At 71.5% G+C, this 15245-nt stretch carries 11 protein-coding genes; 1 reads left to right on the top strand and 10 read right to left on the bottom strand.

Annotation, left to right across the window (positions count from 1 at the left end; all coding sequences use genetic code 11):
* Nucleotides 1-78: 78 nt before the first annotated feature.
* From ACXJKQ_RS08805 to ACXJKQ_RS08790, 4 genes are all read right to left on the bottom strand, one after another.
* Nucleotides 79-1434: an MFS transporter gene (locus ACXJKQ_RS08805; protein ID WP_457105380.1), complete on the bottom strand. Its 1356-nt coding sequence runs from the start codon at nucleotides 1432-1434 to the stop codon at nucleotides 79-81.
* A gap of 44 nt (nucleotides 1435-1478) precedes the next feature.
* Entirely contained in the window at nucleotides 1479-2381 is a 903-nt protein-coding gene (locus tag ACXJKQ_RS08800) for an amidohydrolase family protein (RefSeq protein ID WP_457105379.1), read from the bottom strand.
* Between the two features lie 4 nt (nucleotides 2382-2385).
* Nucleotides 2386-3627, bottom strand: a complete 1242-nt coding sequence (locus ACXJKQ_RS08795) for an MFS transporter (protein WP_457105378.1) — start codon at nucleotides 3625-3627, stop codon at nucleotides 2386-2388.
* An 86-nt stretch (nucleotides 3628-3713) separates the two neighbouring features.
* The gene (locus tag ACXJKQ_RS08790; protein WP_457105377.1) at nucleotides 3714-4454 is read right to left on the bottom strand and encodes a GntR family transcriptional regulator; all 741 of its coding nucleotides are present in this window, start codon (nucleotides 4452-4454) and stop codon (nucleotides 3714-3716) included.
* Between the two features lie 727 nt (nucleotides 4455-5181).
* On the opposite strand from ACXJKQ_RS08790, the gene katG reads away from it, so the two are divergent.
* Nucleotides 5182-7494 (top strand): catalase/peroxidase HPI, encoded by a 2313-nt coding sequence (gene katG / locus ACXJKQ_RS08785; RefSeq protein ID WP_457105376.1) that lies wholly within the window; start codon nucleotides 5182-5184, stop codon nucleotides 7492-7494.
* 107 nt (nucleotides 7495-7601) lie between these two features.
* On the opposite strand, the gene ACXJKQ_RS08780 is transcribed toward katG, so the two are convergent.
* From ACXJKQ_RS08780 to ACXJKQ_RS08755, 6 genes are all read right to left on the bottom strand, one after another.
* On the bottom strand, nucleotides 7602-8756 hold the full coding sequence (locus ACXJKQ_RS08780; protein ID WP_457105375.1) for a M20 aminoacylase family protein: 1155 nt from the start codon (nucleotides 8754-8756) through the stop codon (nucleotides 7602-7604).
* Nucleotides 8757-8833: 77 nt separating this feature from the next.
* Nucleotides 8834-10204, bottom strand: a complete 1371-nt coding sequence (locus ACXJKQ_RS08775; RefSeq protein WP_457105374.1) for a DUF3100 domain-containing protein — start codon at nucleotides 10202-10204, stop codon at nucleotides 8834-8836.
* 345 nt (nucleotides 10205-10549) lie between these two features.
* Complete coding sequence (locus ACXJKQ_RS08770) at nucleotides 10550-12088, bottom strand: aldehyde dehydrogenase family protein (RefSeq protein WP_457105373.1); 1539 nt, start codon at nucleotides 12086-12088, stop codon at nucleotides 10550-10552.
* Complete coding sequence (locus tag ACXJKQ_RS08765; RefSeq protein ID WP_457105372.1) at nucleotides 12088-12972, bottom strand: NAD(P)-dependent oxidoreductase; 885 nt, start codon at nucleotides 12970-12972, stop codon at nucleotides 12088-12090. The genes ACXJKQ_RS08770 and ACXJKQ_RS08765 overlap by 1 nt, the downstream gene beginning before the upstream one ends.
* 101 nt (nucleotides 12973-13073) lie before the next feature.
* Nucleotides 13074-13985, bottom strand: a complete 912-nt coding sequence (locus tag ACXJKQ_RS08760) for a LysR family transcriptional regulator (protein ID WP_457105371.1) — start codon at nucleotides 13983-13985, stop codon at nucleotides 13074-13076.
* A complete protein-coding gene (locus ACXJKQ_RS08755) occupies nucleotides 13982-15220 on the bottom strand; it encodes an amidohydrolase (RefSeq protein ID WP_457105370.1) in 1239 nt (412 codons plus the stop codon). Before ACXJKQ_RS08755 ends, ACXJKQ_RS08760 begins: the two co-directional genes overlap by 4 nt.
* Nucleotides 15221-15245 lie beyond the last annotated feature (25 nt).

Genomic DNA, 15245 nt, shown 5'->3' with positions numbered 1-15245 from the left:
CGCCACCATGGCACGGCGGGGCGGGATCGCCGAGCCGGCCGGTCGCGCGGGGATGCGACCGGCCGTTCCTCCGGCCCCTCAGCCCCGCGTCAGCGGCGTGGGTCCGACGGCCTGCGGTCGCGGCTGATCCCGACCGATCCAGAAGACCAGGGCGCAGCCGATGCCGGTGAGGGCGCAGAGGGGGAGCAGCGCGACCGGGAAGCTTCCGGTCTGCTCGCGCAGCAGCCCGATCAGCGAGGTGATCGCGCCGGTGCCGAGATGCGCCAGCGTGTTGATCGCGGCGATGCCGGCTGCCGTCTGGGCCGGCGGCAGCGTCTCGGTCGCCAGCGCGAAGAACGGCCCCTTGATGGCGTAGTTGCCGAGGAGGACCAGCGAGAGCAGGATCAGCGTGACCCAGAGCGAACCCGTCAGCAGCGTCAGAGCGAAGCTCGCCGAGGTCAGCGCCAGCGGCAGGGCCGTGCTCCAGATGCGCTCGCCGCTGCGGTCCGCCCGCAGCCCCCAGACGATCATGAACACCGATGCGATGCCGAACGGGATCATGTTCAGCAGCCCGGTCTCGAGATTGCTGAGCCCGAACCCCTTGAGGATCTGCGGCATCCACAGGGACAGCGTGTTGCTGGTGGCCGAGCTGCCCGCATAGATCACCGCCAGGATCCAGACCTGACGACTGGCGAGCACCGCCCACACCGCCCCCAGGCCGTGGGCGCGGCTGGTCGCGCCGGCTTCCGCGTCTCGCCGCTCGGCGTCCAGCCGATCCACCAGCCAGCTGCGCTCGGGCGCGCTCAGGAAGGCCGCCTCGGCCGGCCGGCCCGGCAGCAGCGCGAGGGCGGCGAGACCCAGGAGAACGGCCGGGACGGCCTCGGCGATCAGCAGCCATTGCCAGCCCCGCAGGCCCGCGGCCCCGTCGAGGGTGAGCAACGCCGCAGAGAGCGGCGAGCCGAAGAAGCTGGAGAGCGGGATCGCGACCATGAACATCGCCACGATCCGCGCCCGGTAGGCCTTGGGGAACCAGTAGGTCAGGTACAGGATCACGCCGGGGAAGAACCCGGCCTCGGCCGCGCCCAGCAGGAAGCGGGCGGCCGCGAAGCTCACCGGTCCGGTGACGAAGGCCGAGCCGATTCCGACCAGCCCCCAGGTGATCATGATCCGCGCGATCCAGATCCGCGCGCCGACGCGTTCCATGGCGAGGTTGCTCGGGACCTCGAACAGGACGTAGGCCACGAAGAACAATCCACCGCCCAGGCCGAACGCCGCGGTGGACAGCCCGAGGTCGCGGTTCATGGTCAGCGCCGCGAAGCCGACATTCACCCGGTCGACATAGGCGATGAAGTAGCAGAGCACGAGGAAGGGGATCAGGCGCAGGCCGACCTTCCGCATGGTTCGGCTCTCGAAGGCGGCTGCCTCCGCCGCTTGAGGCAGGGTCGGTGTTGCCATGGTCCTGTCCTTGTTGGAGCGCGGGGGGGCTCGCCCCGGCCGGCCTAGCGGTCGAAGTGGAATAGGGCGGCGGGCGTCGCGCACAGGATGGTCCGGCGCTCGGCCGCGTCCGGCACCCAGGCGTCGAGGTCGCCCCGTGCCTCGGCGGGGCTGGCCCGGGTCTCGAACTGGGTGTGCGGCCAGTCGCTGCCCCAGAGCAGGCGCTGCGCACCGAAGGCGCCGCGCAGGCGCTCGGCCGCCGCAAGGGCCGTCTGCCGGCCAGGCGCGCCGCTGCCGATGCGGTAGGCCCCCGAGAGCTTGACCCAGACGCGGCCGCCGCGGCCGAAGCCGAGAAGGTCGCCGAAGCCCGGATCGGCGATGCCGAGGGCCGGGTCGATTCGGCCGAAATGATCGACCACCACCTGGACGCCCGCGGCGATCAGCGGGGGCAGCAGGTGCGCGAGGCGCCGCGCCTCGGCCTGGACCTCGATCTGCCAGCCGAGTTCCGCCACGCGCGTCAGATGGGTCCGCCAGGCGGGACTGTCGAAATCCGGATCCGGCCGGCCGATCAGGTTGAGGCGCAGCCCGACCACGCCCGCCCCGGCGAGGTCGCGCAGGGTCGCGGTCTCGGCCTCCGGGGCCAGCACGGCGATGCCGCGGAGCCGCTCCGGGGCGGTGCGCAGGGCCGAGACCAAATAGCTGTTGTCGGTGCCGAGGAAGCTCGGCTGGATCAGCACGCCGCGGGCCATGCCGTTCCGGTCCAGCATCGCGAGGTAGGCCGGGATGGTCGCGTCGTAGTCGGGGGCGTAGCGCCGGTCGCCCGCCAGGGCGAGGGCGCGGGTGAAGACATGCGCGTGGGTATCCACGGCCGCGGTGCCGTCGGGCGCTGCGGCCGCCCAGCCACGGGTGGTGCATGTGAGCGTGATTCCGCCCGCGAGCAGGGTGCGGCAGACCATGCGCCGATTCATCGGATCACCGCGCGGTCTGGGCGATCAGCGCGCCGCCGGGCTGCCGATCCGGCAGGAGCGCGACGGCGAGGAGGACGAGCCCGTAGGCGCCGATGGCCGACAGGCCGATCGCCGGGCCGAGGCCGCAGACCTCGCTGAGCAGGCCGACGCCGAGGGGCATCAGCGCGGAGGCGAGGCGGCCGGCACTGTAGCAGAAGCCCATCCCGGTCCCCCGCAGGCCGTCGGGGAAGAGTTCGCTGAACAGGGCCGCGAGGCTCGCAGGAATCCCGGCGGTGCAGAAGCCGAGGGGCGCGCCGAGCAGGAGCAGCCCGGTGCCATCGACCGGCACCAGCAGGTAGAGGACGACGAGGATCATGCAGCCGGCGGCGTACAGCGCCACGGTCCGCCTGCGGCCGAGCCGATCCACGAGGCCGCCCGCGACGAGGCAGCCCAGGCCGAAGGCCACGATGATGACCGCGAGATAGAGCCCCGTCCCCAGGACCGAGGCGCCGCGCTCGGCCCTCAGGTAGGTGGGCAGCCACGTGAACAGGGCGTGGAAGCCCCCATGCGCCCCCAGACCGACGAGCGTTGCGATCACCGTGACCCGGAGGAGGCCGGGCGAGAAGATCGCGAGCGGTCCGGCCGGCGCGCGCCCGCGACCGGTCGGGCCACGGGACCGATCCGGCTCCGGGACCGCGCGGCGGAGGAAGAGGATGAGGAGCGCGGGCGCGAGGCCGCAGGCGAACAGGGCACGCCAGGCGCTCTCCTGATCGAGGAGCGAGAACGCGGCGGTGGCGAGGAGGACGGCCGCGCCCCAGCCGAGCGCCCAGCCGGCCTGGACCGCACCCAGGGCCTTGCCGCGATGTTCGGGCCGGATCGCCTCCGCGATCAGCGCGGCCCCGGCCGCCCACTCGGCACCGAAGCCGATCCCCTGCAGCGCTTTCAGGATCATGAGCTGGGCGAAGCTCTGCGCGAAGGCCGCCAGGAATGTCGCGACCGCGAACCACAGCACTGTGATCTGAAGGGTGCGGACGCGGCCGATCCGGTCTGCCGCGAGGCCGCCGAGCCATCCGCCGGACGCCGCCGCGACCAGGGTCACCGCGCCGAGCAGGCCGGCCTGCGGAGCGCTGAGCCGGAAGGTCGCGATCAGGGCGGGCATGGCCAGGCTGAACATCTGTACGTCCAGGGCGTCGAGCGACCATCCGCCCAGACAGGCCCAGACGGTGCGACGCTCGACCGGACCGATGTCACGGTACCAGCGGAACACAGGCTTTCCTCCGCCCCCGTAAGAGAGCTAGTCATTTATATGAATTATTGAGCATGGGCGCGGCCGGGCGTCAAGGCGCGCCCCGCTCACCGGATATCGATGCGGTACCGGAAATCGGCGGCGGCGCCGCGTGTCACGCGCCACTCGATCGGGCGCGCGTCAAAGCCGAAGGCGAGGCGTTCGATGACGATGACCGGTCCGCCTTCCGCGATCCCGAGGCACGCGGCGTCGGCCGGGTCGGCAATCCCGATTGTCAGCGTCTCCTCGGCGCGGGCGACGATCTCACCGCAGAGGCGCTCATAGGCGGGGTAAAGGAGGTCGCCGATCTCCGTCAGGGGCACGTCAAGGAGGGGTGCGAACCGCCGGGCCGGAAGCCAGATAGCCTCGGACAGGATCGGCCGTCCGCCGAGAAGGCGCGTCCGGAGGAGGCGGATCGCCTCACCGCGCCCATCCAGGCCGAGGGCGTTGCGAACGGCCTCGGGCGCCGGCCGGGCCTCGCGCGCGTGGATCCGCCCCTCGGGCACCGCCTGGGTGCCGTCCGGTCCCAGGTGCCGGAAGAACCGGAACAGCGATCGGTCGAAGCGGGGGCGTCGAACGAAGGTGCCGCGCCCCTGCTGACGCTCGACCAAGCCGTCGGCGACCAGGGCGTCGATGGCCTTGCGCACGGTGCCGATGGCGACGCCATGGGTCGCCGCCAGCTCCGCCTCGGTAGGAATCGGCTCACCCGACCGCCAGACGTTGCGGGCGATCTGGAGGGCGATTTCGTCGCGCAGGCGCTGATAGAGGGGCAGGCGGAGGTCCGGTTGCGGCACGGTCGTGACAGTCATGTGCATGACTGTATGACCAACCCCATCATCGGCCAATGGGCTTGGCGCGCTCGGGGTGGGCGGGGTTTCCCGATCCGTGAAACGTGAATCGACGCCGGGTGCCGCTTTGGGCCGCCGTCGGCGGGCCGCCTCCCGTCCCCGAATCGTTCGGCGCCGACGATCCCCGCCGGGACGGCGATCCACAAAGTCGCAGGGCGGGAGCCATTTCCGGATCGCGGGGTTTCCGCCGTGGATTCCCAAAGCAAGGCGCGGCGAGGGGCGGACGGTGGAACATCGTGCGGCTCGCGACGCCGTCAGGTTCGGCCCTGCGGGCCATCGCCGCGCGAGGGGATCATCGCGAGGCACGCCGTCCGCGGGCAGGAGAGCGCCGGTTCCCGTGCCCTGAATAGGACGTTCCAAGGACCGCCGAAGCATCGGCTTCGATCGGCCGTCGATCATCGGATGCGGGCGCACGTCGATCCGATATCGCTCGGTACACGCACCGTCTTGCCGGATCATTCGGATCACAACCACGTCATCGTCTTTATTGCGAGACGAGCGATCGCCCTTCCGGGCGAGACTTTGGCGCCTCGAACTTGATCCCGAGGGTCACCGCCTCATTTCGTCAGCAGCCTCGAGCGCGGCGGGAAGCCCCTGAAGGTTCGGACCACCCACATTGTTCCGCCGCCGTCGCTCTCCGAGCGTCGGGCGACCAAAGCCAACGGCTCAACGCCAAGGGGACACTAAAATGAGCGAAACGATCGACAAGACGGACACCACCACGTTCCACATGGCGGGCAAGTGTCCCTTCGGCGGCGACCGCATCGGCGGCGCCCAGGGGACCCGTCCGACGCTGGAAAACTGGTACCCCCATCGCCTGCGGGTCGAGCTGCTGCACCAGAACGGCCTAGCCGCCGATCCCCTCGGGCCGGACTTCGACTACGCTGCCGAGTTCAACAAGATCGACCTTGAGGCGCTCAAGCGCGACATCAAGCAGTTTCTGACCTCGTCGGTGGCTTGGTGGCCGTCCGATTACAGCAATTACGGTCCGCAGATGATCCGCATGTCCTGGCACGCGGCCGGGACCTACCGGATCGCGGACGGGCGCGGCGGGGCCGGCACCGGCATGCAGCGCTTCGCGCCGATCTCGAGCTGGTGGGACAACGGCAACACCGACAAGTCACGACGTCTCCTGCAGCCGATCAAGCACAAGTACGGCAACGCCCTGTCCTGGGCCGACCTCATGGTCCTGACCGGCAATTGTGCCCTGGAGATCATGGGCCTGCCGACCTACGGCTTCGGCGGCGGCCGGCTGGACGCCTGGGAGGCGGATAATGCCACCTACTGGGGTCCCGAGGTCGTCGACATGGAAACGGTGTCGAGTTTCGACGGCATGGTGAACCGCGACAAGCGCTGGCGCGGCAAGAATGGCGACGCCGACTACGACCTGGAGAACCCGCTCGCCGCCTCGCACCAGGCGCTCATCTACGTGAACCCCGAAGGTCCCTACGCCAGCGGCGATCCCCTGGCCTCGGCGCGCGACATCCGGATCACCTTCACCCGGATGGCGATGAACGACGAGGAGACGGTCGCGCTGATCGCCGGCGGTCATGCCTTCGGCAAGAGCCACGGCATGGTGCCAGCCAAGGAGATCGGGCCGCCGCCCGAGATGGCGCCGATGGAGGCGATGGGACTCGGCTGGCACAACCCGAAGGGCGCCGGCAAGGACACGATGACCAACGGCATCGAGGGCAGCTGGACCCCCGATCCGACGAAGTGGGACAACGCTTACCTGGAGAACCTCTTCAAGTTCGAGTGGGAGCAGACCAAGAGTCCGGCGGGCGCCCTGCAGTGGCAGCCGAAGGATCCCGACGCGCCGAAGACGCCGGACGCCCATGTCGCGGGCCAGATGCACCCGCTGATGATGATGACGTCCGACATCGCCCTCAAGGTCGATCCGGACTACCGCAAGGTCTGCGAGAAGTTCCTCAACGACTTCGACGCGTTCACCCAAGCCTTCTCCAAGGCGTGGTACAAGCTCACGCACCGCGACATGGGACCCAAGCACCGCTATCTCGGCCCGGAGGCCACGATCGAGGACGGGCTCCTGTGGCAGGATCCGCTCCCCGACGCCACCTATGCCCCGGTCGGCGACGCCGAGATCGCCGCGCTCAAGCAGGCGATCGCGGCGACGGGCCTCTCGGTCTCCGATCTCGCCTTCGCGGCGTTCTCGGCGGCCTCGACCTACCGCGACAGTGACAAGCGCGGCGGCGCCAATGGCGGTCGCCTCGCCCTCGCCCCGCAGAAGGACTGGACCGTGAATCGCCGCGCCGCGCCGGTGGTCGAGGCCCTACGCGGCGTGATGGCTACGTTCAACGACGGGCGCAGCGACGGGAAGCGGGTCTCCCTCGCCGACCTCATCGTGCTCGGCGGCTGCGTCGCCGTCGAGAACGCCGCCAAGGACGCGGGGGTCGAGACGACCGTGCCGTTCACGCCCGGCCGGGTCGACACCACCCAGGAGCTGACCGACATCGAAATGTTCGAGTGGCTGAAGCCCGTCGTGGACGGCTTCCGCAACTATGTCGATGACGGGTTCGGGTCCATGGCGCAAAGCCTCTCGCCGGAGGAGCTGTTCCTCGACAAGGCCAACCTGATGACGCTGACGGCTCCGGAATGGACGGTGCTGACCGGCGGTTTGCGCGCCCTCAACGTCAATCACGACGGGTCGAACCGGGGCGTCTTCACCGATCGCGTCGGCGTGCTGACGAACGACTTCTTCCGCAACCTGACCGACACCGACCTCGTGTGGGAGAAGGCCGACGCGGACGGGATGACCTTCACCCTCAAGGACCGCGAGAGTGGTCAGACGAGGTTCGAGGCCAGCCGCAGCGACCTCGTCTTCGGGTCGAACGCGCAATTGCGCTCCATCGTCGACGCCTACGCGGGCAGCGACGGCCAGCGGCGCTTCGTGCTCGACTTCGTCAAGGCGTGGGACAAGGTCATGATGCTCGACCGCTTCGACGTGAAGGGACACAAGCGGTACGCGCCCATGGCCGCCTGAGACCTTCATACGAGACCGCCCGCGCCTCCCGCGCGGGCGGACCTTCAAGGCGCACGCCGCAAGCCGATCAAGGATGTCCGCGTCCGCGCCGTTCTTGATCCGCCGCCTCAGGTCCTGAGGCTGTGCCTGGCCAGGGCGGCCCAGTAGGCGGCGCCGATCGGCAGCGCCTCGTCGTTGAAGTCGTAGCCCGGATTGTGGAGCGGCAAGCTCTTCTGCGTTCCGTCGGTCCCGATCCAGGCATAGGCGCCCGGGCAGGCTTCGAGCATGTAGGCGAAATCTTCCGACGCCATGGAGGGACCGACGTCGCCACGGCGCGCGGTGATGGCCGAGACGGTCCCGGCCGCCTCGAAGGCGACGCCGACGGCATCGGCGGTGTTGACCGTGGCCGGGTATCCGAACCGGTACGCCACCTCCGCGCGGGCGCCGTGCGTACCGGCGGTCCCGCCGGCGATGGCCTCGATGAATTCCGCGACGCGCGCGCGCACGGCCTCGTTCAGGCACCGCACCGTACCGCGGATCACCGCACGGTCGGGGATAACGTTGAAGGCGTCGCCGCCATGGATCTGCGTGACGCTGAGCACCGCCGGCTCCGTCGGGGCGATGCGGCGGCTGACGATGGTCTGGAGGGCGAGGACGATCTCGGAGGCAATCACCAGCGTGTCGATGCCGCGCTCCGGCATGGCCGCATGGGTGCCGAACCCGGTAACCGCGATCTCGAACGTGTCGAGGGAGGCCATGATGGCGCCCACCCGGGTCGCGAAGGTGCCGAGGGCCAGGCCCGGCCAATTGTGCAGCCCGTAGACGGAGTCGCATGGAAACAGCCGGAACAGGCCATCCTCGACCATCGCGCGCCCGCCGCCCTCGCATTCCTCCGCGGGCTGGAAGATGAAATGCACCGTCCCGGTCAGGTCGGTGCGGGTGGCGAGATGCCGGGCCGCGCCGAGCAGCATCGCCACGTGGCCGTCATGGCCGCAGGCATGCATCACGCCGGGCGTGCGGGAGGCGTAGGCAACGCCCGTCGCCTCCTGGATCGGCAGGGCGTCCATGTCGGCCCGCAGGCCGATGGTCGGGCCGTCGCCCCGGCTCAGCGTCCCGACCACGCCGGTGCGCCCGAGCCCGGTCTTCACCGACAGGCCGCAGGCGGCCAGTTCCCGGGCGACGAGTTCCGCCGTGCGGACTTCCTGGAAGGCCAGCTCGGGATGGGTGTGCAGGTCGCGCCGCCAAGCGACCATGCGTTCCACGGTCTCCGCCTCGATACCCATGCGATCTCTCACTCATGCCAGAGGCCGCCGGAGCGCCTCGATCCCCCGCCCGACCCTACGCCGGACGGCGCAGCGGTTCACCCCAGCGCGGGGTGCATGAAGAACTGCGCGATCAGGGCCGCGCCCAGGAATGTCCCGGCATTGGCCATGAACGAGACCACCACGATCCGCCAGCCGAGGCGCCGGAAGGCGGGCACGTCCTTGGCGACCGAGAGGCCCGCGAAGGTCAGGATCGGCGTGGCCAGCGCCAGGAAGTTGATCTTGCCGGTCAGGGCGGCGATCTCGGCCGCGTAGGGCGTGCCGGGATAGGTCAGGGCCATGCCGAGGATCGAGACCCACAGGACGGCGGGCAGGCGGCGGCCGAGGAGCAGGTAGAGGCCCCAGCCGGCCAGCACGGTGCCGATGATGATCGCCATGCCGCCCACGACGTTCGCGTCCGGGACGACGCCGTAGGTCAGCCAGTTGCCGATCAGGCCGTAGGCGCCGATCAGCACCCACGCGAACACGGTCTCGGCGAAGCCGATCGGCACCTCCTGATGAGTCGGCGCGGCCACCTGCGGGTCGGCCGCCGCCGGACGGGCGGCGTCCGGACGGTTGCGGCCGAGGATCGGCTCCAGCTTGCCGTAGGCCCAGATCGTGAAGGGCAGCGACAGGAACAGGGTGAAGTACGTGCCGATCGTCGTGGTCACGAGGTTGCTGGCCGCCGCGAAGGTGGCGACGTCCTTGGCGACCTCGGGGGTCTGCTGGGCGGCGATCGCCCCCGAGGCGGCCGCCATCATGCTGCCGGACCCGACTCCGGCTCCCATCGCCAGGGCCAGCGGGTTGAAGACGCCCAGGCTGGCGATCAGGCCGGCCAGCAGGGCGATGAACACCGCGCCGAAGACCGTGCCGGTCAGGTACTCGGCCAGCACGCCGCGCCCTTCCGGCGAATCCATGCCGTAGCGCTCGCCGATGATGGCGAGGCTCGGCTCCCGGCCGACCGAGAAAGTCGCGCCGATCGCCTCGCGCTTGATGCCGAGCAGGAGCGCGACCGGCAGGCCGAACACCATCGTCCCGAAGAAATGCCCGAATTCCTGGAAGACCAGGGCCCAGCCCGAGGCCAGGATCTTCGGCAGCGACCCGCCGACGAGCAGGCCGAGCTTGGCGATGAAGATCAGCAGCGCCGGCTGGAGATAGGCCCCGGCGGCGTTCTGGAGCCCCACCGTCAGCCGCAGGGGGGCCGGGAGACGCGGGCTCATCAGCCCCAGGGCTCCGCCGAGCAGCAGGGCCCAGAGCAGCGGCAGCAGCACGATCTTGCCGGCCCCCACCGGGATGCTGACGTTGCCGATCGCCTCCGCGATGACGACGATGACGAGGGCGAGCAGGAACAGCGTCAGCTTCCCGCCGCCGGAGACGGGCGGCGCGTCCGGCCGCGGGGTTGTCGCAAACAGTTCGCCCGCCATCGTCATCCTCCTGCCCCCTCGGGGCTAACTGTTGCTCCGCCTGCCGGACTTGATCGCCGGTCTCGTCGTTGGTCTGTGCGCGGGACGATGCCGAGGGGCGTGCCCGGCGGCGTCGCGGCGAATTCGTCGACCGTGCCCGGGCCGGATGGGGCGCGGGTCCCCTCTCCCGTGCGGGAGAGGGACAGGGTGAGGATGTGCGGCGTCCGAGCGAGGCTCATCGGGAGCGTGCCCGATCCTGATGCCTCTCCGCCCTCACCCCACCCCTCTCCCGCACGGGAGAGGGGGTCCGTCGCGCAGTCCGAGCCCGCATCGCTCGCCCGTCAGTCTGTCGTTCCGCGGTCGGGCACGGCTCTAGCCCACGTACCCGAAGGTCACCGCCGGCGCGGCGGCGGTCTCGACCCAGACGCTCTTGGTCTGCGTGTAGGCCATCAGCGCCTCGCGGCCTGAGGAGCGGCCGAAGCCCGAGCGGCCGAAACCGCCGAAGGGCGAGGCCACGTTGATGGTCTTGTAGCCGTTGACCCAGACGGTCCCGGCCCGCAGGGCCGCCGCGACCCGGTGGCCGCGCCCGCCGTCGCCGGTCCAGACCGCGCCCGCGAGGCCGTAGGGCGTGCCGTTGGCCAGCGCGACCGCCTCGTCCTCGCCGTCGAACGGCAGGACCGTGAGGACAGGGCCGAACACCTCTTCCCGGGCGATCGCCGCGTCCGGCGCGACGCCGTCCACGATGGTCGGGCCGAAATAGAAGCCGCCCGTGTCGCGCAGGTCAGCGGGGCAGGCTCCGCCGGTCGCGATGGTGGCGCCTGCCCCAGCGGCGGCCTCGACCATGGCGGCGATCTTGTCCCGCTGGCGCCGGTTGTTGATCGGGCCGATCTGCGTCGCCGGATCGGTCGGCGCCCCGACCGGGATGCGGGCCGCCGCGTGGGACAGGCGCTCGACGAAGGAGGCGTGGATCGAGCGGTGCACGAGGAGCCGGGAGCCCGCCACGCAGCTCTGGCCGGCGCCCCCGAAGATCGCGGCCTGCGCGCCGAGCAGCGCTCGTTCGAGATCGGCGTCGGCGAACACGATGTTGGCCGACTTGCCGCCGAGTTCGAGCACGCTCGGCACGATGTTGCGGGCCGCCGCGGCGGCGATCCGCGCGCCGGCCTCGGCCGAGCCGACGAAAACGACCAGCCGGGTGTCGGGATGGGCCACCGCGGCCGCGCCCGTGGTCGGGCCGGCGCCGGCCAGCACCGAGACGAGGCCGCGCGGCATCCCCTCGGCCCGGTCGCAGAGCAGGCCCAGCGCCAGCGAGGTCAGCGGCGTCAGTTCGGAGGGCTTCAGCACCACGGCGTTGCCGGCGCAGATGGCCGGCGCGATCTGCCAGCCCGCCGTGAAGATCGGTGCGTTCCAGGGGGTGATCTGCACCACGGTGCCGAAGGGCTCGTGTCGGGTGTAGTTCAAGTGCGCGGTCGGGACCGGGATGACGTCGCCGTGGAGCTTGTCGCACCAGCCGGCATAGTACTCGAACATCTCGGCGACCTTGGCGACCTCGCCGCGCGTGTCGCGGATCGGCTTGCCGGCCGAGAGGGTCTCCAGCTCGGCGAGCGCGCCGGCGTGTTGCCGGACCAGGGCGGCCACGGCCCAGAGCGCGCGGCCGCGGGCGGCGGCACTCAGGCCCCACCACGCGCGCTGGGCGTCGCGGGCCGCCGCCATGGCGGCTTCGACGACCGACAGCCCGGCATCGGCGAAGCGCGCGAGCACGCCGCCATCGGCGGGGTTGACCAGATCGAGGGCGGCGCCGGTCCCGTCGAGGATCTCGCCGGCCACGACGCTCCCGATGCGGCCGCCCGGCAGCAGGTCGGAAAGGAGGGCGGCGACCCGGTCGGCGGCGGGCGAGTGCGGCGTGCCGGACATCAGTGGGCTCCCTTGTGAGCGCGGTAATCGGCCATGCGGGTGAAGTCGGCCGTGTCGGGGATGGTGGCCTGCGTGGCCTGCCAGATCCGCTTCACCTCCGCGGAGAGCGGCAGGTCGATCCCGCATTCGTCGGCGAGTTCGAGGGCGAGGCGCACATCCTTGCGCATCAGGCCGGCCGAGAAGCCGCTGTCGAAGGTGCCGGACTGGACCCAGCGCGGCACCATGACCTCGCTGATCGCGCTGCGGCCGGTGGCGGTGTTGACGACCTTGACGGCCTCCTCGGCCGAGAGGCCCGCCGCCTCGGACAGGCGCAGGGCCTCGCCGGTGGTGACGAGATGTGCCGCCACCAGCAGGTTGTTGACGAGCTTGACGATGTTGCCGGCGCCCGACGGCCCGACATGCGGCGCGCGGGCCGACATGGCCTCCAGGACCGGCCGGGCCAGTTCGTAATCCTCAGCCGCCCCGCCGATCATCATGGTCAGGGTGCCCTCGGCGGCGCCGGACGGGCCGCCGCTCACCGGCGCGTCGAGGAGGGCGTGCCCCGCGGCGGCGAGCCGCTCGGCGAGGCGCCGCGTCGTGCCGGGATCCGAGGTCGAGGTGTCGACGACGACCACCTTCCGGTCGGTCCGGGACAGGAGCCCGCCCTCCGCGGTGACCACCGCCTCCACGTCCCGCGCCAGCGGCAGCGAGAAGACGAGGGCGTCGGCCCGGCGGAGCACATCGGTGAGGACGTCGAGCGTGGTCACGCCGGCCGCCTCGGCGGCGGGGCGCCGGACCGGGTCGAGGTCGTAGCCCAGGACCGTGAAGCCCTTGCGGGCCAGGGTCGCGGCCATGCCCAGACCCATGTTGCCGAGCCCGACCACGCCTACCATTGTGATGATCATGCCGATCCGTCCTCACGAAGCGGCACGATAGTTCCGGCAAACGAGCGTTGCGACAACAATCGATTTCTGCACGATCCGTGCGGAAATTGAGCACACTCGCGTCAGGCGGGGGGCGGACGGAACGCCACCATGTGGTCGGCCAGCCAGCCGAGCAGCCGGGCCGCGCCCTCGGGCAGCCGCCGTCCGCCACGGATGACGAGATGCGCGCTCGCCTCCGACAGGATGGTGTCGCGCAGTGGCACTGCGTCGAGCACCCCGTCGCGCAGCTCGGCCGCGACCACGAAGCGGGGCAGGAAGGCGACGCCCATGGCCGCCATCACGAAGCGGCGATGCATCTCGAAGGAAGCGGTCTCCAGCCGCGGCACCAGCCGGAAGCCACCATCCGCCTCGACGCGGCCGATCAGCTGGCGCACGCCGTGGTCGGGCGGCAGGAGGGCGGCGGGCTCGGTGGCGAAGCTGCGCAGGGCCACAGGCGCCCCCCCGCCGGCCAGGGGGTGCCTCTTCGGCAGGACGGCGAGCAGGGGCTGCCGTGCGGAGACGACACCGCGGACATCCGGATGCGCAGGCGGATTGTAGACGAGGCCGAGATCGGCCTCGCCCCGGGCGATCGCCGCGAGGATCCCGTCGGTGGTGCCGATCTCGACCTGATAGGCGATGCCCGGATGCTCCTGGGCGAAGCCCGCCAGGGCGTTGTCGAGGAGGTCGATCAGGAAGCCGGCGCCGCAGCGCAGGCTGATCGTACCCCGTTGCACCCCGCGCAGGCGCTTAAGCTGGTCCTCCAGCACCGCCGCCTCGTCGGCCTGGCGCTGCGCGTGCTCGGCGACCAGACGGCCGGCCTCGGTGGGGACCACGCCCCGGGGCAGGCGCTCGAGCAGGGTCTCGCCGACCTGCGCCTCCAGCTCGATGATCTGCCGGCTCACCGCCGAGGCGGCGACGTTCAGGACCTCTGCGGCGGCCCGGACCGAGCCGGCGCGCACCACGGCGAGGAGGTAGCGGAGGGCGCGGTCGTTCACGGCAGAGGCACCGTACCCGCGGCGCGCCGATCGACCGCGACGGCGCCCCGCGCCACGACGAGCACCGGTTCCTGGCGCTCCACGATCACCTGCGGCACGCGCTCGGCGTCGAAGGCGATCAGGTCGGCCCGGGCGCCCGGCGCCACCATGCCCGGCCCCAGGCCGAGCACCCGCGCCGGGACGGTGGTGATGGGCTTGAGGAGCGCCGCGAGATCCGCGTCGGTGCGGAGATCGAACCGGTAGGCGGCGAGCTGGGCGCGGTGGATCATGCCGGTCACCGTGGCGGGGTTCCAGCAATCGCGGACGTTGTCGGTGCCGAAGCAGACCGGGACGCCGAGTTCCCGCAGCCGCGGGATCGGCGGGCAGCGCCGCCCGCCCGGCACGCTTGTGAGGATCGCGACGCGGGCCCGGTTCAGGGCCTCCGCGATCCGACCGAGCTGCCGGTCATCGGCCTCCGACAGCGCGAAGGCGTGGCTGATCGTGACCCGCCCGCCGAGCCCGGCCGCCGCCGTGCGGGCCGCGATCGCCGCGATCGTGTCGAGACCGGCCGCGCCGCCGTCGTGGAGATGGATGTCGATGCCCCGGCCGTGGCGCTCGGCCAGGGCGAAGACGATGTCCAGGGGGCCGTCGCGGTCCCCGTCGATGCCGACGGGATCGAGGCCGCCGACGAGGTCGGCGCCCATCCGCAGGGCCGTGTCCAGGTCGCCCGCGACGGTCGGGCATCCCAGGATCCCGCTCTGCGGGAAGGCGACGATCTGGATCTGCAGCCGGTCGGACCAGCGCGTCCGCAGGTCGAGGATCTGGGCGAGATGGTCGAGGCGCGTGACGTCGTCGATGTCGACATGGGTGCGCAGGCTCGTCGTGCCGCCGCGGAGCATGCGTTCGAGCAGCGCCTCGGCCCCCTGCTCGGCCAGCGGGATCCGCGTGGCCCGGCGGAACGCCTTCTCGTCCGCGATGATCGCGCGGACCGACCCTGCCGCCGCGTGCGGGCGCCACGGGAGGCCGAGCTGGCACTTGTCGAGGTGGACGTGGCCATCGGACAGACCCGGCAGCACCAGGGCGCCGCCGAGGTCGATCGTACGGGCGGCGGGGGGCAGCGGCGCGCCGGGATCCCGCAGGGCAGCCACGCGGCCGTCCCGGATGTCGATGCTCGTCCGGTGGCCCTCGGCGAGCGTGGCGTCGCTGAGGCGCAGGTCGCACGGTGCGCCCGCGTCGGGTTCGTGGGTCGACGTCATGCAGGGCCTCCTCTCGCATCCGCGT

It is taken from the genome of Methylobacterium sp. P5_C11 (assembly GCF_054049775.1).
Note: the sequence above shows the minus strand (reverse complement) of the source record. Positions and strands in the feature narration are given on the sequence as shown.